Below are 16,161 nucleotides of genomic sequence, written 5' to 3'. Positions count from 1 at the left end.
GGGGCCGTCGCTAGGAGACATACGGGGAGGCCGTCAGCGACGAACAAAATATGTGGGGAGTTCGGCGGTCGAAAACTCGGTTACGCGAGTTCGTTGATGTTCTCGACGATCTTCTCGGCGAACTCGCTCGTGGCGAGTTTGTTGCCGCCTTCGATCTGCCGTTCGAGGTCGTACGTCACGTCGCCCTCGGAGATGGTTTTCTCGACTGCGTCGCGGATGAGTTTGCCAGCGTCTTTCCAGCCCATGTACTCGAACATGAGACGGCCGGAGAGAATCATCGCGGTCGGGTTGACCTTGTCTTCGCCGGCGTATTTGGGTGCAGAGCCGTGGACCGGTTCTGCGAGACAGAGACCTTCACCGAAGTTCGCACCGGGTGCGATGCCGAGACCACCGATCTGAGCACCTGCGGCGTCAGACATGTAGTCGCCGTTCAGGTTCATCGTGGCGATGACGTCGTAGTCGGCGGTGCGGGTGAGAAGCTGCTGGAGCATGTTGTCCGCGATGCGGTCCTTGACGACAATCTTGTCCTCTGGCTTCTCGCCGTCGTACTCTTCCCAGAGTTCGTCCTCGGTGATGGTGACGTCGCCGAACTCCTCTGCGGCGAGTTCGTAGCCCCAGTCACGGAAGGCACCCTCGGTGAACTTCATGATGTTACCCTTGTGGACGAGGGTGACGGAGTCGCGGTCGTTCTCGATGGCGTACTCGATGGCCTCGCGGACGAGACGCTTCGTTCCGAACTCGGTGATAGGCTTAATTCCGATGCCGACGGGGCCGTCGTGGATGACGTCGTCGTGGCCCATCTCCTCTTCGACGAACTCCTTGACCTGCTGGACTTCGTCGGTACCGGCTTCCCACTCGATGCCGGCGTACACGTCCTCGGTGTTCTCACGGAACGTGACCATGTCCATCGCCGAGGGGTTCTTGACGGGCGACGGGACGCCGTCGAGGTGGTACGTCGGGCGGACGTTCGCGTAGAGGTCGAGCTTTTTGCGGAGCGCGACGTTGAGCGAGCGGAAACCAGCACCAACAGGCGTCGTGAGCGGGCCTTTGATCGCAACGCGGTGGTCTTTGATCGCCTGCACCGTGTCCTCGGGCAGGTTCTCGTCGTACTTCTTGCGGGCGGACTCGCCTGCGTATACGCGGAGCCACTCGATGGAGCGACCGGTCGCCTCTGCGGCGGCGTCAAGTACCTTCTGTGCGGCCGGACCGACGTCCGTGCCGATACCGTCGCCGTGAATAATCGGAATAATCGGGTTGTCGGGAACCGACAGCTCACCCGTCTCCTCGTCGGCGAGCGTGATCTTCTCCCCGTTCTCGGGAACTTCGATCTGGTCGTAGCTCATGAACAATCCCCTGTTTCCTGACCGACGGTAAAGTATTGCCGTTCTCTCGCTTCCGGCGAGCGTCGCCGCTTCATCCCTGTTGTACGGCAATCGTGACTCGACCGCCACGCCGAGAACCGGAGTCGTTGCTGTTTTGACCTCCCCTATCGTCGCCGGTGCCATGCGAGTTATCGTTCACGGGGGCGCAGGTGGCGTCCCAGACGAACCGGATCCGAGACAACAGACAGTTGACGAAGCGGCTGAAACGGGTGCCGCCCGTGAAACGCCAATCGACGCCGTCGAGGCAGCTATCCGGGTCATGGAGTCGGACCCCGCGTTCAACGCTGGCGTCGGCGGTGCAGTCCAATCCGATGGCCGGGTCCGAACGGACGCCGGCGTGATGACGAGCGACCGCGAGACGGGCGCGGTGGCGGGCATGGACGGTGTCGAACACGCTGTCTCCGTTGCCCGCGTCGTCATGGAAGAGACGCCGCATATCTTCGTCGCGGGCGACCCTGCCGTGGATGTCGCGGCCGATTTCGGTATCGAGACGGACGTGAACCTGTTCACGCCCGAGACGCGCGAACGCTGGAACGACGCGACCCCGCCAGAAGGAACGTCTCAGGATCACTTGGCGTGGTTAGACGACAAATTCGGTCAGTCGAGTGCCACCGCCTCGAACGATGCGGACCTCTCGGATCACGACACCGTCGGTGCCGTCGCCTTCGACGGGCGGGACTTCGCTGCCGCCACCTCCACCGGCGGGCGATGGTTCGCACTCGCCGGACGCGTCGGCGACGTGCCGCAAGTCGGCTCCGGGTTCTACGCGGCTCCCGCGGGGGCCGCCTCTGCGACGGGTGCGGGCGAGGATATCGCCAAGACGACGCTCACCCGGCGTGCGGTTCGGCACCTCGAACGCGGCGAGGACGCGCAGTCGGCCGCCGAGTTAGCTATCGAGGAGTTCGCCGAACTCACCGGGTCGGGGGCGGGCGTCATCGTCGCGGACGACGAAGGCGTCGGCAGCGCGTACAACACCGAAGGGATGCAGACCGGCGTCGCCGAACGGTAGTCTTCGAGACTCGCGGCGAGTCGCGTGGCCCCCACGAGCCACGAACTTACCTGCCGTCGTGTCGTATAGTTGTCTCATGTCATCGCAGTGGACTGCCGACGACGTTCCAGACTGCTCGGGGAAGACGGTGGTAGTGACCGGCGCGAACAGCGGCCTCGGCTACGAGGCGACGAAGGCGTTGGCGGCGAAAGGCGCACACGTCGTGATGGCCGTCCGGAGTCCCGAACGCGGCCGCGAGGCCGCCCACGCGGTGCAGGACGCGGTGGCCGATGCCGACCTCACGTTGGCGAAACTCGACCTCGCGGACCTCGACTCAGTCCGTCGGTTCTCCGAGTGGTTCCACGACACGTTCGACGAACTGCACGTCCTCGCCAACAACGCAGGCGTGATGGCGATTCCGCGCCGCGAAACCGAACAGGGCTTCGAGATGCAGTTCGGCGTCAACCATCTCGGCCACTTCGCGCTCACCGGTCTCCTCCTCGATAGACTCCGCGAAACCGAGGCCGAAACGCGCGTCGTCACCCAGTCTAGTGGCATCCATCAGAACGGCGAGATGGACTTTTCGGACCCGATGGCCGAACACTCCTACGATAAGTGGGCAGCGTACGCGCAGAGCAAACTGGCGAATCTCCTGTTCGCCTACGAACTCCAGCGGCGACTCGAACGCGTCGGCGAGGGAGGCGTCCTCAGCGTCGGCTGTCATCCCGGATACGCCGCGACAAATCTGCAACGTCGCGGCCCGGAGATGGCGGGGTCGTTCGTCCGAAAGCTGGGGATGGGACTCGCAAACCGTGTGTTCGCACAGAGCGCCGAGATGGGCGCGCTACCGATGCTGTACGCCGCCACTGCTGATGACGTTCGCGGCGGGTCGTACATCGGTCCGACGGGACTGTTCGGCATGCGCGGCTCCCCCGGGACTGCAGCATCCAGCGAGGCGTCGCACGACGAGGACGATGCCCACCGCTTGTGGGAACTCTCGGAAGATCTGACGGGCGTGACGTACGGCATCTGATACGGAGGTTGTCTTCCCGTTCCGGTGATCGCTACGTCGGTAGAGCTACCGGCGAGTCGCTCCCCGGACGCGTTCTTTTACCGTCGTCGTCTCCTACCGAATCTATGAGCGACTCTGAGTCCGCCGAATACGCGGAGCAAATCACAGTCTACTCCGACTACGTCTGTCCGTTCTGCTATCTGGGGCGCGAATCGCTCCGACGGTATCAATCGACCCGCGAAGACGAACTCGAAATCGACTGGCATCCGTTCGACCTCCGGAGTCAAAAGCGCAATCCCGACGGCACCATCGACCACTCGGTGGACGACGGTAAGGACGACGAGTACTACGAACAGGCCAAAGAGAACGTCCGTCGCCTACAGGAGAAGTACGGCGTGGAGATGGACCTCGACGTCGATACCGACATCGACTCGCTTCCCGCGCAGATGGCGTCCTACTACGTCAAACAGCACTACGACTACGAGACGTGGCTCGACTTCGACGTTGCCATCTTCGACGCGCTCTGGCAGGACGGCGCGGATATCGGTGACGAAGAACTGCTCGTCAAACTTGCCGAAGACGCCGGCGTTGTGGGCGACGAGATACGCTCGGCGCTGGACGACGATGCCCTCCGCGAGGAGGTTCGTGCGCAATTCACCGAGGCTCACCAACAGGGCGTGACGGGCGTGCCGACGTTCGCCTACGACGGATACGGGGCGCGCGGTGCGGTGCCGCCGGAGCATCTGGAGCGACTGGTCGAAGGCGTCTGATCCCCCGGGAGCGGTTTCCGTTCACCTTCCAGAAGCGGCCGTTCAGTAGTGGTTCACACAGCAGTCTTTCTTAGGCCGTGTAACTGGCAAAATCCTCGCCCAACTCGTACCCCTCCTCAGCCGCCATTGCTTCCAACGTCGCCGTACTCTTCCCCAGCATGTATTCGTTGAGATGGGTCAGAACCGTTCGTGATGCCGCCGCTTTTGTCACTGGGTCCGGGGTTGGTACGTCTGACGACAACAGCTCTGGGGCGATGGCTGGCGTGGCTTCGAGAACCGCGAGATCAGCGTTGGTATACATCTTACCGCCCGGCATATCGGGACACCAGTTCTCGAAGTCCGGCGCGTATACCATTGTTTCCGTGCCCGTTTCAAGTCGGAACGCGAGCGTATCACACTCCGGGCGATCATGAGCGACCGGAATGGGAGTGATTTCGATATCACCCACTGTGACCGGTTCCCCGTGCATGAGGTTGCGGATGGCGACCGAATCGGTTAGGTACGGTTTCTCCTGGGCAAACCGGTCCTGCGCAGTCGCCGTCAAATAGAGTGGAATATCGAGGAACCGGGCGGTAAGAGCTAAGTCATCGATGCCGCCGACGTGATCGTGATGCCAGTGGGTCACGAACGCCGCGTCTACGCTACCGACGTCAGCCTGTCGAATCCCGTCACGGAACTCCGGTGGAACATCGAGCAGGAGTGTTGTCGTCTCGGTCTCAATGAGCGCGCCACATCGACGGCGACGCGCTGCCGCATTAGCATCTGCCAGTGTCTGAAACGGCGGTGGGACACCAAGTACGTCACCAGTCCCGAGTAATGTAAATCTCATGCCATCTTCGACATGGGACGACGCAAAAAATATAGGGTTTCTCGTGGGGTGAGCGGCTGGATGACCGTTACCCAGTAGTCACGCAGTTCTTTTCCGCTGTTGGTCGGTGTCGTTCGTAAGCAACTCTTCGATCAGCACGACCAATCCGAGGACCGAACCGATACAGAGGGCGATCAGCGGACCGAAGAACATCCCTCTGCCACCGTAGGAGAAGAGACCGTCTGTGGTAATCACTGCTCGAACGTTTAGAATCACGAGTAGAAGTATCATGACGCTGAGGATGCCGGTTACATAGGAACCCAAACTGCGGCCGTGAGAGACAGCTCTATAGAGGGTGACTCCACCGAGTAACGCTGGAGAAGCCCAAATCAGCACACCAAATACACTGCCAAGTAGCGTATCGGAGAGTGCCGTCTGCACGGCTGGCGGAACGAAGAAAACCGAAGAGAAGACCACTAAACAAGCGACTGAGAGACACAGTTCTACGATCCGTATTCGAGATCCGTTATTTGTCAACACACTGTTCACCATATTATCGTCAATTGCAGTAACTGTTGGTGTGTAGCTCAGCAGTGTACTCAGATGTACACTCTGTTCGGTCCGGGGAAAGCATTAGTCTCCACTTTCTCGGAGGGTTTCGACGCACGCCGTGGCGGGGTCCTTTTTACCTTCGCGCCCCCGAATGAAACCCACCCTAGATGTCGGCACCCGATTCCGAGAGGTCCGCCGAGGCGGCCGAACACGCTGACGCTACCGGGTCTACCGATGGTTCCGCTCCCGCTGACGTCCCCGAGCCAGACGCGGAGCGGCCGTCCGGTCTGCGTGTTACGCTTCGGTCGCTGTGGCGACTTCTCGTCGTCATCCGCACGTTCCTCCCGCTGTTTGTCGGCATCGCGCGAGACAGGCGGCGATTCCTCCTGTTCGGGCGTCGCCGCCGACCCGACTCCGCGACGCGACGGCAACGAGCGACGTATCTCCGCGACAGTCTCATCTCACTCGGTCCGACGTTCATCAAACTCGGGCAGATTCTCTCGACGCACCCTGACGCGCTCCCGGGCGAGTACGTCGAAGTACTCTCCTCACTGCAAGACAAGGTGCCGCCGGACGACTGGGAGACGGTCCACCCGCGCATCGAGGAGGAACTGGGTCCCGTCGAGGAGGTGTTCGACCACTTCGACCGCGAACCAATCAGCGGTGCGAGTCTCGGTCAGGTGTACACCGCGGTTGTCGACGGCGAGGAGGTCGCCGTCAAGATACTCAGACCGGACATCCGCCGCGTCGTAGCGGCGGACCTGCGCGTCGTGGAGACGTTGATGCCTGTTCTCCTCTGGTTCGCCCATCCCGGCCAGCGGTTCACGTTCGAGAATCTCGCCGACGAGTTCGCCGACACGATTCACGAGGAGATGGATTACGCCCACGAGGCGGCGATGCTTCGTGAGATTCGCTCGAACTTCTCGGACAACCCGAAAATTCGCGTTCCCGTGCCACGCGAGGCGTACTCGACGAAGAACGTTCTCACGATGGAGTACGTCGAAGGGGTCAAAATCGACCGTGTGCGGGAGATCGAACGGCTTGGAATCGACCGTGAAGAACTCGCTCGCCGCCTCGAACGCGCGTATATCCAGATGATACTCGAAGACGGCGCGTTCCACGCCGACCCTCACCCGGGAAACTTGGCTGTCCAGTCCGACGGCACGCTCATTTTCTACGACTTCGGAATGACCGGTCGCATCGGTCCCGCAACGCGTGACCACATGTACGATTTCTACGTCGGTGTCGCCCGCGACGACATCGACCGGGTGATAGACGCGTTCATCGCTATGGAGGCGTTGGACCCGACGGCCAACAGAGAACTGATGCGTGAGACGTTCACCGTCGCTATCGAGACGCTTCGGGGGCAGGACGTAGACCAATACCGCATCCAACAGTTGGTGTCGCAGTTTGAGGAAACGCTGTACGATTTCCCACTCAGACTCCCGCAGGACCTCGCTCTCGTCGTCCGCGTTTCGACGGTATTAGAGGGTGTCTGCCGGACACTCGTTCCCGAGTTCGACTTCGTAGACGAGGTGACGGAGTACGTCCGCGAACGCGGTATCGAGGGTGAGGCAGGCGGTTCCTCGGTCCAAGAACGGTTTGTCCGCGAGTACGCCGAAGACGCGGCCGCTCAAGTACAGGAAACAGCGCGAACGGTTCTATCAGTACCGCCGAAACTGAACTCGGTGCTCGGGTTGGTCGAGCGCGAGGACGTGCGGGTGAACGTCGTCCTCGAAGACTCCGACGCCGTCACCGCGTTCGGGAAAAAGATCGTTTCGGGCATCCTCTTGAGCGGCAACCTCCTCGCTGTAACCCTCTTGTACGCGTTAGAGAACCAACTCACCGCTGGCGTCGTCGCCCTCGGCGTCCCACCGCTCGCGTTCCTCCTCTATCGGGCGTTCCGAGGCGAACGCGGCGTTCGTGTTCGCGGTGACCCACAGTTTACGAGACAAGGTCTCCGCGCCCGCCGTGGCGAGGATTCGGGTGCCGAACAGAGCGACTGACCCCCGGATCCGACGAGTTACTCGCTTTCGGCGGTCGCCGTCTCGGCGTGCTCGCTTTCGCCATCGACTGTTGCTGGATCCTCGCCCGCGGGCGTCTCGGTCAACCACTCGTCGGCCCAGCAGTTTATCTCATCGAAGACGGGTGCGAGCGACTCGCCTTTCGGCGTGAGTGAGTAGTACGTCGCCACGGGGGCATCCTCTTCGAGTCGCCGCGAGACGAATCCGAGTTCCTGTAAGTCGTCGAGGACGCGCGAGAGCGTCCGCGAACTCGATCCGGTAGAGCGTTTCAGTTCGTTGAACCGCTTTTCACCGTCCTGTAAGTCGTGCAGGACGATAAGTCGCCACTGCGAACCGATCTGTTGGATGGAGTCGATGACGCTGCACGCCTGCTCGTTGTATTTGTCGTCTGCTTCCGGGGGCATTCGTGTCACCTGGTGTCCCGTACGTCCGGGAACGTACATATGGTTTCGGTTCCGTACTAAGTATCAGAGTGAAACTGGCAACGCGCCAGTCCTCGATCACGATGAACACAACAGGAATCCACCACGTCACCGCGATTGCGGACGATCCGAACGAGAACGTCCGATTCTACACTGACGTTCTCGGACTTCGCCTCGTCAAGCGCACAGTCAACTTCGACGACCCGCACACGTATCACCTCTATTACGGTGACGAGACGGGGTCGCCCGGAACCGCTCTGACGTTCTTCCCGTTCGGAGAAGGCCGCCCCGGTCGTCCCGGCCGTGGACAGGCAGTCGCAACGTCGTTTGCCGTCCCCGAAGGGAGCCTTGACTACTGGCGGGAGCGATTCGCCGATCACGATGTGACCGTCGGCGAAGTCGAAGACCGATTCGGTGCGGAGGTGCTCCCGTTCGAGGACGACGACGGTCAGCCGCTCGAACTGATCGAAGGGAAGACGGATATCGAACCGTGGGTAGGCGGCCCAGTTCCCGAAGCGGCCGCGATTCGCGGGTTCTTCGGCGTGACGCTCCAATCTAAAGCCCCCGATGCGACGGGTCGCGTCCTCGAACTCCTCGGATTCGAACGCGGCGACGAAGCGGACGACCGCGTGCGCTACGTCGCCCACGGCGACAGAGCAACCGTCGTAGACCTGCTGAAACGGGAACCGCCTCGCGGCCGCCCCGGTACCGGGACGGTTCACCACGTCGCGTTTCGCGCGCCCGACACGGAGACGCAGATGGAATGGCGCGAAAAACTCACTGCGGCGGGGCAGTACGTCACACAGCAGAAAGACCGGCAGTACTTCGAGTCGATCTACTTCCGCGAACCCGGGGGCGTGCTGTTCGAGATAGCCACCGACGGGCCCGGATTCACCGCCGACGAGTCGGTCGAATCGCTCGGCTCCGAACTCAAACTTCCCCCGTGGTTGGCGGACGACCGCGAGGAGATTGCGGCGCACCTGCCACCACTCGATGCCGTCGCCGGAGAGGTGTCCAACTGATGTCGGCCGCTGATCCACACGCTGACCAGCCGATTCTGACTGGGGGCACAGAGCCAGAAGACGCCGAAGCCGTCGTCGTTCTCGTCCACGGCCGCGGTGCGACAGCGCGCGGAATGCTAGCATTTGCAGATGAGTTCCACGATGACGGTGTCCACTACGTCGCTCCACAGGCCCAGCGCGGAACGTGGTACCCGAACTCGTTTATGGCACCGACCGAGTCGAACCAACCGCACTACCAGTCGGCGCTGTTGCATCTCAATCGGGCAGTCGAACAGGCGCGCGAGACGACTGGCCTCGACGACGAGAAGATCATCTTCGTCGGCTTCTCGCAGGGTGCCTGTCTCGCCTCCTCGTACGTGGCGCAGCACCCAAGTCGCTACGGCGGTGTTGTCCTTCTCTCGGGCGGATTCGTCGGACCTGAGGGAGCGGCATTCGACTTCGAGGGATCGATGGCGGGCACACCGGTCTTCCTCGGCGTGAGCGACGACGACCCGCACGTGCCCCAATCGCGTGCGGAGGAAACCATCGCGGCGTTCGACCGGATGGACGCCGACACGAGGTTCGATCTGTACGAGGGCCGTGGACACGGCATTTTCCCCGAAGAAATCGAGTATCTGCGAACACTCGTTGCATCGGTACTCCCCTGAGCGCAGTTTCTCCCATATAATACGTGGGGGTCGGTCGTCCAATCAGCAACGAACGGGGGATATTGAAGTGACACTTCGACAAGATACAGTCGGTATGGACGACGCTACCACTGACGTTTCTCGCAGTCCCTCCCTCCGCCGCCGCGCATTTCTATCGGCTGCTGCTATCGGAATCGGCGGACTGTCGGGCTGTACCGGTAAAGTAAGGCCGTTCGTCGGCAAGCGAGATACGGACGAAAAGACCCTGACGGACGTACAATCAGTAGTGGTTGCCGCCGATGTCGGTAACGTGACGGTCACGCCGAACGACGACCTTTCTGAGCGGACCGTTCGGGCGCACGTCGAAAAGAAGTCGTCCTCGATACTCAGTTCGCTCTCTGCGGTGGCGTTCTCAGCAACGGCGGAAGAGGGTCGGGCTACCGTGCGAACCCAGACCGAGGACGGAATCAGACTGTGGTCGTTGCCGACGGTCCAACTTCGGGTCGAAGCCCATCCGTCCATCGTTGTCGAATCGGCGCGAGTGGAGAACGGTGACGTGCTCGTGGAGGACCTCGTCGGACCCGGGAGTCGCTCCGACTCGGATTCGAGCGAGTCCCTCGTCGTTCGAACCGAGGACGGCGATGCGACGGCCCGCGAAACGACGGGTAACGTCGTCGTTCGAACCAAGGACGGCGACGCCACCGCCCGCAAGACAACAGGAGACGCCGATGTTCGAACCGAGGACGGCGATGCGATGGCCCACGAAACGACGGGTAACGTCGTCGTTCGAACCAAGGACGGCGACGCCACCGCCCGCAAGACGACAGGGGACGCCGATGTTCGAACCAAGGACGGCGACGCCACCGCCCGCAAGACGACAGGAGACGCCGATGTTCGAACCGAGGACGGCGATGCGACTGCCATCGGTGTCAAGGGATTCGTTCGGGTCCACACGACGGACGGGGACGCGCGAACGGAGTCGTGCGACGGTATCCTCGGTGTGAGCTCGAAGAACGGGGATGTAGACGCCGAGGTCTCCGCCCTGCGGTCTGATACCCGTATCGAGACGGAAAACGGTGATGCCCGGGCGTCGCTCGGTGAGTCACTCAACGCCCGCGTCGTCGGGAAGACCGCTCACGGCGACGTATCCGTCTCTGCGACGCTCGACGACTCAGAAGTCTCGGACGAACACGTGTCGGGTACCGTCGGTGACGGTGGTCCGACGCTCCGCGTCCAGTCGGAAAACGGCGACGTGAAAATCTCGTAGACGATTGTTCTGAAACTCGGTCGTCGGTCGTCAAAATCACTCTTCTGCGGTACGCAACTGAACCGGGAGATCAGTTCTCGGCCGTTTGGCCCACGTTGAGAAGCGAGGCCGTGATACGACCGAAGGCGTACGCGAGCGCGTTCAATGCGTGGAGGGAGACGAGCGTCAGGGGGATACCGACGGCGGTGAGTGCGGCCGACTCCGACAGCGTATCGACGACGTACGGGCCGACCATCATATCCACGCCCGGCGCGAAGAGGTGGAGTACGGGCGCACCGAGCATCGAGAGGGACAGCGACGAGAGCGTCGTCAGGGCGACGAATCCGACGAGTCCGAAGATGAACCACAGGAAGGCGACGAGGAGGCTCGTCCATGTCGACGGCTCGGCGAGGAACCGCTTGATCGCCGCCATGATATCGTCATCGGACGCGGTTCCGTTCGAGACAGCAGCGGCAGCCTTAGGCGGCGACGCGTTCACGCCGACAAGGGCGCGAGTCAGTCCGGCCTCGACGCTCGCCAAGGCAGTTCCCGCGGCGATGGTCGCCAAAAGAATGGGAATGCCGATGAGCGTTACCGAAAGCCCCGCTCCGGCAGTCAGTCCGGATGTCAACGTGACGAACGAGACGAGTCCGAACGGGAAGCCGAGCGCGAGATACACCAGGTTCTTGTACGTCTGTACGCGGAACGGAACGCCGAAAAATCGGCGTATCAGTCCTTTGTCGGTGGAAGATGCTGTGTCTGTCATCTGCCTCTACTCGATACATCGGTCAAGAAGGTGGTATACACTCCCGACGACTCGCCGGGCGGGCAACTCGTCTAAAAATATAAATACGATTAGTCCAGCGAACGATAGATTGCGACGAGGCCAAGCGTGTGCGATAGAAGGGCGACAAGGAGGACTCCCGCGTCGTTTACCTCCACGACGGCCGGCAGACCGGTCGTGGCGAGACCGGGAACGACAGCGATGAGGACGATACCGACGACGAGCGCACGCATCGTCTCGCTGTCGTTGCGACGGTAGCCGCGGTAGGCCAGCGACGCGACGAACACGCCGACGACGACGGTGAGTGCGGTCGTGACGGTGGAGAGTACGGCTATTGTCATTGGTCGTAAATCGTGTACAGGATAGTCAGGAGACCGAACAACTCGCTGACGCTCGTTGCGAGAATGCGCATATTCGAATCGATACCAGCGGTCGTCAGAGAGACTCTGAGAAGTATCGGGACCACCGCAAGCAGGAGCATCCCAACGGCCAGTTGTAACAGCGGACGAGTTCCCGTCCGGAGGTAGCCGCGTGCGAAGCGATACGTCACCAACACCGAGAGGACGAGCGAGGCTGCAAACAGGGTAAAGACGGAGAGAACCACCGGAGCTGACCCGCCCGTTACCGACACTTGGCCTATCATGTTCCGGACAACTCCTCGTACAGGCTTGTGAACCGATCTGCGGCCGTTTCCTCGTCCTCCTCGCAATCGACCGTCACGGTGAACCCGTCGGGCGTCAGTTCAATCGTAACCTTGCGGAGGCGTGCGGCGTACACCTCGTAATGGTGTCCGTCCGGGTCGAGTCGCTGCTGTCCCTCCAACAGGTCGTGCTTGCGGAGTCGTTCGATGCGACGGTATATGGTCGAAGCTGACGCGTCACACGCCTCGCTGAGTGCGTCGGCCGACCGTGGTTCCTCACGGGTCTCGACCAGTATTTCGCGGGCGTACCGGTCGTCGAGGAGACTTACGAGTTCCTCGTCCGTGTCCCGGTCGCCCGTACTCATCGATTCCTGCTTTCCTGTCATTCGATAAAAACCTGTACACCTCGGACGCAACTCACGACGACGGCTGAGAGAGTGACGATGGCTGATTTGGCAGCGATGGCGGCTGCTGATGTTCCACACGTATCCGGCTCCGTCAGGGGCATTGACGCCGCTCTCTGTAACAGTGTTCGGTCACTTTCTCGCTCAGCGACTGCGCGGAACGTTTATTTCTCCCGGCGAGAGTGTCACTCGTAAACCATGTTAAGCGACGCTCTTTCCGGCGCGTCAGTTGGGCCGACGCTTTCTGTCCGGTCAGCGGTTACCGCGCCACTGCGGCTCCAAACGTACCGGAATCTGCTGTATCTCTCACTGGCGTTTCCGCTCGGTCTGCTCTACTTTCTGTTCTTCTCTATCGGCTTTAGCGTCGGCGTCAGTCTCACGTTCGTCGTCATCGGGATCCCAATCCTCCTGTTCGTCCTCGCGGCCGCGCTCGGTCTCGCTTCCGTCGAACGGAAACTAGCGACGCTCCTGTTGGGCGTCTCGGTTCGTTCACCGACGACATCCAGCGACGGCCCGCTCGTCGAACGAGTGAAACAACTCGTCGTCAGCCAGCGGACGTGGAAGGCGGTCTTCTATCTGGCCAGCAAACTCATCTTGGGACTTATCTCCTTTACCGCCATTATGTCGCTTCTCACGACGGCCGTCTCGTTTCTCATGATCCCGTTCGTCTACGACCAACCGGGCGTGTACGTCGGCATCGTCACCTCCGAACCGGCCGTCTTCAGACCCCAGATGCTCCTCGGCTGGGACGGTCTCCTTGTCGGCGTCCGTACCGCTTTCCGACTCACCTCGTGGCAGGTGACGACGCTCTCGGAGGCGCTTGCTGTTGCCGGACTCGGCGTGATCCTCGGTATCGTGACGTTGAACATCCTGAACGGTCTCGCGTGGCTTTCGGGGCAGTACACCGTGTTGCTCCTCGACGAAGACGATGCCGATGCGTCTCCCGAGGCAAACGCCGCGTAGGACTGGTCTCACTCACAAACAGGCACAAACGAACGGCAGGTGCGTTATCTCACAACACCGTTCACTGCATCGGGACGACGACCGGTTTGACCCACTTGGACTCCGCGCGTTCTTGTACCGTCTTATCGGGAGCGACGGTGACGAACTCGTCCTCGCGCCAGTCGTAAGCGGTGAGTTCGTTGCCGTAGACGCACCCGGTGTCGAGTCCGACGGCGTGACGACGGGCGACAGGGGCAGACAGCGGCGTATGGCCGAAGAAAACGCGGGACGGTCCTTGGTACACTTCCCACCAGTAGGGTTCGCCGTCCGCATCGGAAAGTGCTCGGACGTTCTCTAACTCATCGATGGTGTGGTCAGCCAACGGTTTCCGCGGGTCCACGCCGCCGTGGACAACGAGCGAATCTTCCCACGAGATGGCGACGGGGAGGTTCCGAATCCACGCTAGTTGCTCTCCGGAGAGTGCATCGAGTTCCTTCGTCCCGCGGATGAGCTTTTCCTCGTTGTTGCCGCGGACGGTGAACATGTTGTCCGCATTGCGAACCAACGAGACGACGCCTGCGCTGTCGGGACCCTTGCGGACCAAGTCGCCGACGAAGACGACCAAATCGTCCTCCGTGACGCCGAGTTCGTCAAGCAGTTGCTCCAATTCCGCCCGGCATCCGTGGACGTCGCCGACGACGTAGACGCCGTCCCAGTCGTCCACGTCGATTCGTCGGTGTGGTACGTCCGCGTCGAACCTTGGCTGACTCATCGTTTCCTCTGACGGGATGGTACGAAGCTAATAAACCGTTGCTAGGAGCGCGTATGTGCGGTATATAGACACGCGAGGAATCGAAACTCTGTCCGGTGCAGGTTGCTCGCAGCGTCAGAGCCGACTCGAACACCCACAGCGTTCCCTCTCGAATCGCCGTGTTCGGCGGACGGAGCGGGGTCCGCAACCTCTTTCATTCGCTCGCGCAAACGAGAGGGCATGAGCATCGGACCCCTCGACGAGGAGACGGTCGAGAAATACCGGGAGGCGGGACAGATCCTCCGGCAGGTTCTCGACGAGACGGCCGAGATGGTCGAACCGGGCGTGACGCATTTGGAAGTCGCCGAGTACGCCGAAGACAGAATCTACGAACTCGCAGACGGCTGTGCGTTCCCGGTCAACATCAGCGTGAACGAGGAAGCGTCGCACGCGAGTCCGGGGCGCGACGACGAGACCGAGTTCGGCGAGGACATGGTCTGTCTCGACTGCGGCGTCCACGTGGACGGCTACATCGCCGACGCGGCGGTCACAGTGGACCTCTCCGGTAACGCCGAACTGAAAGAAGCCGCAGAGGAGGCGCTTGACGCCGCCCTCGATGCCGTCGCCCCCGGCGTCCAGACAGGTGCCGTCGGCGCGGAGATCGAAGACGTGATTCGCGGGTACGGCTACACGCCCGTCCTGAACCTCTCCGGGCACGGCGTCGAACAGTGGGACGCCCACACGGGTCCGAACGTTCCGAACCGCGGCGCAGAACGCGGCATCGAGTTCGAAGTCGGCGACGTGGTCGCTATCGAACCGTTCGCCACGACGGGATCCGGCAAAGTCACCGAAGGTGCAAAAGAGGAGATTTACAGCCTCGAACGCGACCGGTCGGTCCGCAACCGCTCGGCGCGACAGGTTCTCGAACAGGTCAAAGACGAGTACAAGACGCTCCCGTTCGCCGCGCGGTGGATCGACGCCCCGCGTGCTGATATCGCTATCCAGCGTCTCAAACAGCAGAACGTCCTGCACGGCTACCCCGTCCTGAAGGAAGACGACGGTGAACTCGTGAGTCAGGCCGAACACACGATCATCGTCACCGAAGACGGCTGTGAGATTCTGACCGAGTAATCGTCACGTCTCTCCTGCGACTTCGGTACCGCTGATCTACCGCCACTAATTCGTCGCCACTAAATCTGTCAGTTCCGATTGGGGGATATGGATCAAATTTTCGCCCCGTGGCGTATTGAATGGGTGGAACGCGACGGCGAGAGTGACGCGGACGGCGGCGACGCCTGCCCGTTCTGTGCCCTCCCCGACGCGGACGACGACAGAGAAAACCGCGTCGTCGCGCGGAGCGATCACTCGTTCGTCCTACTGAACAACTATCCGTACAATCCCGGTCACGTGATGGTCATCCCGTATCGGCACTCCGGGTCGTGGAGCGACTTATCAGACGAGGAACTGTTGGATCACGCGCGACTGAAAGCACGGACAGTGGATGCCCTCAACGACGCTCTCGGACCGGACGCCGCTAACGCCGGTGAGAACCTCGGTGGCGGCGCGTCTGGCGGATCCATCGAGGATCACCTGCACACGCACATCGTTCCCCGGTGGAACGGCGATACGAACTTCATGCCCGTCATCGGCGACACGAAGGTCATCGTCGAAGCCCTCGATGATACGTTCGACCGCCTCCACGAGGCGTTTGCCGCCCAAGAAGGTGCCAGCGTAGACGGTTCGAACGACGCCGTCGAACTCGACTTCGAGTTCCCGTCCGACAGCTGA

Annotated in this window: 19 protein-coding genes; 10 read left to right on the top strand and 9 right to left on the bottom strand. The window is 61.6% G+C overall.

Annotated features, from left to right (window positions below; all coding sequences use genetic code 11):
• Positions 1-80: 80 nt before the first annotated feature.
• Complete coding sequence (icd, locus tag HBOR_RS04790) at positions 81-1,343, bottom strand: isocitrate dehydrogenase (NADP(+)) (RefSeq protein WP_006053812.1); 1,263 nt, start codon at positions 1,341-1,343, stop codon at positions 81-83.
• 160 nt (positions 1,344-1,503) lie between these two features.
• On the opposite strand from icd, the gene HBOR_RS04785 reads away from it, so the two are divergent.
• The 3 genes from HBOR_RS04785 (at position 1,504) to HBOR_RS04775 (ending at position 4,152) form a co-directional block, all read left to right on the top strand.
• Positions 1,504-2,391: an isoaspartyl peptidase/L-asparaginase gene (locus HBOR_RS04785; protein ID WP_006053811.1), complete on the top strand. Its 888-nt coding sequence runs from the start codon at positions 1,504-1,506 to the stop codon at positions 2,389-2,391.
• 76 nt (positions 2,392-2,467) lie between these two features.
• Positions 2,468-3,403 carry an oxidoreductase gene (locus HBOR_RS04780; RefSeq protein ID WP_006053810.1) on the top strand — a complete coding sequence of 312 codons (936 nt, stop codon included), beginning with the start codon at positions 2,468-2,470 and terminating at the stop codon, positions 3,401-3,403.
• A gap of 104 nt (positions 3,404-3,507) precedes the next feature.
• Positions 3,508-4,152: a DsbA family oxidoreductase gene (locus HBOR_RS04775; protein WP_006053809.1), complete on the top strand. Its 645-nt coding sequence runs from the start codon at positions 3,508-3,510 to the stop codon at positions 4,150-4,152.
• 70 nt (positions 4,153-4,222) lie between these two features.
• On the opposite strand, the gene HBOR_RS04770 is transcribed toward HBOR_RS04775, so the two are convergent.
• Both HBOR_RS04770 and HBOR_RS04765 read right to left on the bottom strand, forming a co-directional pair.
• Entirely contained in the window at positions 4,223-4,981 is a 759-nt protein-coding gene (locus tag HBOR_RS04770) for an MBL fold metallo-hydrolase (RefSeq protein WP_006053808.1), read from the bottom strand.
• 78 nt (positions 4,982-5,059) lie between these two features.
• Positions 5,060-5,215: a hypothetical protein gene (locus HBOR_RS04765; RefSeq protein ID WP_241432295.1), complete on the bottom strand. Its 156-nt coding sequence runs from the start codon at positions 5,213-5,215 to the stop codon at positions 5,060-5,062.
• Positions 5,216-5,679: 464 nt separating this feature from the next.
• Between HBOR_RS04765 and HBOR_RS04760 the strand changes: the two genes are divergently transcribed.
• Positions 5,680-7,518, top strand: coding sequence for an ABC1 kinase family protein (locus HBOR_RS04760; protein WP_006053806.1), 1,839 nt, complete (start codon positions 5,680-5,682; stop codon positions 7,516-7,518).
• Between the two features lie 17 nt (positions 7,519-7,535).
• Here HBOR_RS04760 and HBOR_RS04755 read toward each other — a convergent pair whose 3' ends face one another.
• Entirely contained in the window at positions 7,536-7,940 is a 405-nt protein-coding gene (locus HBOR_RS04755) for a winged helix-turn-helix transcriptional regulator (protein ID WP_174261579.1), read from the bottom strand.
• A gap of 101 nt (positions 7,941-8,041) precedes the next feature.
• Here HBOR_RS04755 and HBOR_RS04750 point away from each other — a divergent pair, with 101 nt between their 5' ends.
• From HBOR_RS04750 to HBOR_RS04740, 3 genes are all read left to right on the top strand, one after another.
• Positions 8,042-8,980 carry a ring-cleaving dioxygenase gene (locus HBOR_RS04750; protein WP_006053804.1) on the top strand — a complete coding sequence of 313 codons (939 nt, stop codon included), beginning with the start codon at positions 8,042-8,044 and terminating at the stop codon, positions 8,978-8,980.
• Positions 8,980-9,627 (top strand): alpha/beta hydrolase, encoded by a 648-nt coding sequence (locus HBOR_RS04745; RefSeq protein ID WP_006053803.1) that lies wholly within the window; start codon positions 8,980-8,982, stop codon positions 9,625-9,627. The genes HBOR_RS04750 and HBOR_RS04745 overlap by 1 nt, the downstream gene beginning before the upstream one ends.
• 94 nt (positions 9,628-9,721) lie before the next feature.
• On the top strand, positions 9,722-10,873 hold the full coding sequence (locus HBOR_RS04740) for a DUF4097 family beta strand repeat-containing protein (protein WP_006053802.1): 1,152 nt from the start codon (positions 9,722-9,724) through the stop codon (positions 10,871-10,873).
• Between the two features lie 70 nt (positions 10,874-10,943).
• Here HBOR_RS04740 and HBOR_RS04735 read toward each other — a convergent pair whose 3' ends face one another.
• The 4 genes from HBOR_RS04735 to HBOR_RS04720 form a co-directional block, all read right to left on the bottom strand.
• Complete coding sequence (locus tag HBOR_RS04735; protein WP_006053801.1) at positions 10,944-11,618, bottom strand: sensor domain-containing protein; 675 nt, start codon at positions 11,616-11,618, stop codon at positions 10,944-10,946.
• Positions 11,619-11,707: 89 nt separating this feature from the next.
• Complete coding sequence (locus HBOR_RS04730) at positions 11,708-11,977, bottom strand: DUF7521 family protein (protein ID WP_006053800.1); 270 nt, start codon at positions 11,975-11,977, stop codon at positions 11,708-11,710.
• Positions 11,974-12,279, bottom strand: coding sequence for a DUF7521 family protein (locus HBOR_RS04725; protein WP_013440515.1), 306 nt, complete (start codon positions 12,277-12,279; stop codon positions 11,974-11,976). Before HBOR_RS04725 ends, HBOR_RS04730 begins: the two co-directional genes overlap by 4 nt.
• Positions 12,276-12,641 carry an ArsR/SmtB family transcription factor gene (locus tag HBOR_RS04720; protein ID WP_013440514.1) on the bottom strand — a complete coding sequence of 122 codons (366 nt, stop codon included), beginning with the start codon at positions 12,639-12,641 and terminating at the stop codon, positions 12,276-12,278. Before HBOR_RS04720 ends, HBOR_RS04725 begins: the two co-directional genes overlap by 4 nt.
• A 237-nt stretch (positions 12,642-12,878) precedes the next feature.
• Here HBOR_RS04720 and HBOR_RS04715 point away from each other — a divergent pair, with 237 nt between their 5' ends.
• Positions 12,879-13,643 (top strand): sensor domain-containing protein, encoded by a 765-nt coding sequence (locus HBOR_RS04715; RefSeq protein WP_006053797.1) that lies wholly within the window; start codon positions 12,879-12,881, stop codon positions 13,641-13,643.
• Positions 13,644-13,704: 61 nt separating this feature from the next.
• On the opposite strand, the gene HBOR_RS04710 is transcribed toward HBOR_RS04715, so the two are convergent.
• A complete protein-coding gene (locus HBOR_RS04710; RefSeq protein WP_006053796.1) occupies positions 13,705-14,394 on the bottom strand; it encodes a metallophosphoesterase family protein in 690 nt (229 codons plus the stop codon).
• A 219-nt stretch (positions 14,395-14,613) separates the two neighbouring features.
• Between HBOR_RS04710 and map the strand changes: the two genes are divergently transcribed.
• Positions 14,614-15,504 carry a type II methionyl aminopeptidase gene (gene map, locus HBOR_RS04705; RefSeq protein ID WP_006053795.1) on the top strand — a complete coding sequence of 297 codons (891 nt, stop codon included), beginning with the start codon at positions 14,614-14,616 and terminating at the stop codon, positions 15,502-15,504.
• 87 nt (positions 15,505-15,591) lie between these two features.
• On the top strand, positions 15,592-16,161 hold the full coding sequence (locus tag HBOR_RS04700; protein ID WP_006053794.1) for an HIT family protein: 570 nt from the start codon (positions 15,592-15,594) through the stop codon (positions 16,159-16,161).

Source organism: Halogeometricum borinquense DSM 11551 (assembly GCF_000172995.2).
Taxonomy (GTDB): Archaea; Halobacteriota; Halobacteria; order Halobacteriales; family Haloferacaceae; genus Halogeometricum; species Halogeometricum borinquense.
The sequence above is the reverse complement of the archived record's forward strand: the minus strand, read 5'-3'. Positions and strand labels throughout refer to the sequence as shown.

What these genes read in the sequence shown, in the direction of transcription:
- icd (WP_006053812.1), bottom strand. Translation starts at nt 1,343, where the DNA reads ATGAGCTACGACCAGATCGAAGTTCCCGAGAACGGGGAGAAGATCACG.
- HBOR_RS04785 (WP_006053811.1), top strand. Translation starts at nt 1,504, where the DNA reads ATGCGAGTTATCGTTCACGGGGGCGCAGGTGGCGTCCCAGACGAACCG.
- HBOR_RS04780 (WP_006053810.1), top strand. Translation starts at nt 2,468, where the DNA reads ATGTCATCGCAGTGGACTGCCGACGACGTTCCAGACTGCTCGGGGAAG.
- HBOR_RS04775 (WP_006053809.1), top strand. Translation starts at nt 3,508, where the DNA reads ATGAGCGACTCTGAGTCCGCCGAATACGCGGAGCAAATCACAGTCTAC.
- HBOR_RS04770 (WP_006053808.1), bottom strand. Translation starts at nt 4,981, where the DNA reads ATGAGATTTACATTACTCGGGACTGGTGACGTACTTGGTGTCCCACCG.
- HBOR_RS04760 (WP_006053806.1), top strand. Translation starts at nt 5,680, where the DNA reads ATGTCGGCACCCGATTCCGAGAGGTCCGCCGAGGCGGCCGAACACGCT.
- HBOR_RS04755 (WP_174261579.1), bottom strand. Translation starts at nt 7,940, where the DNA reads ATGCCCCCGGAAGCAGACGACAAATACAACGAGCAGGCGTGCAGCGTC.
- HBOR_RS04750 (WP_006053804.1), top strand. Translation starts at nt 8,042, where the DNA reads ATGAACACAACAGGAATCCACCACGTCACCGCGATTGCGGACGATCCG.
- HBOR_RS04745 (WP_006053803.1), top strand. Translation starts at nt 8,980, where the DNA reads ATGTCGGCCGCTGATCCACACGCTGACCAGCCGATTCTGACTGGGGGC.
- HBOR_RS04740 (WP_006053802.1), top strand. Translation starts at nt 9,722, where the DNA reads ATGGACGACGCTACCACTGACGTTTCTCGCAGTCCCTCCCTCCGCCGC.
- HBOR_RS04735 (WP_006053801.1), bottom strand. Translation starts at nt 11,618, where the DNA reads ATGACAGACACAGCATCTTCCACCGACAAAGGACTGATACGCCGATTT.
- HBOR_RS04730 (WP_006053800.1), bottom strand. Translation starts at nt 11,977, where the DNA reads ATGACAATAGCCGTACTCTCCACCGTCACGACCGCACTCACCGTCGTC.
- HBOR_RS04725 (WP_013440515.1), bottom strand. Translation starts at nt 12,279, where the DNA reads ATGATAGGCCAAGTGTCGGTAACGGGCGGGTCAGCTCCGGTGGTTCTC.
- HBOR_RS04720 (WP_013440514.1), bottom strand. Translation starts at nt 12,641, where the DNA reads ATGAGTACGGGCGACCGGGACACGGACGAGGAACTCGTAAGTCTCCTC.
- HBOR_RS04715 (WP_006053797.1), top strand. Translation starts at nt 12,879, where the DNA reads ATGTTAAGCGACGCTCTTTCCGGCGCGTCAGTTGGGCCGACGCTTTCT.
- HBOR_RS04710 (WP_006053796.1), bottom strand. Translation starts at nt 14,394, where the DNA reads ATGAGTCAGCCAAGGTTCGACGCGGACGTACCACACCGACGAATCGAC.
- map (WP_006053795.1), top strand. Translation starts at nt 14,614, where the DNA reads ATGAGCATCGGACCCCTCGACGAGGAGACGGTCGAGAAATACCGGGAG.
- HBOR_RS04700 (WP_006053794.1), top strand. Translation starts at nt 15,592, where the DNA reads ATGGATCAAATTTTCGCCCCGTGGCGTATTGAATGGGTGGAACGCGAC.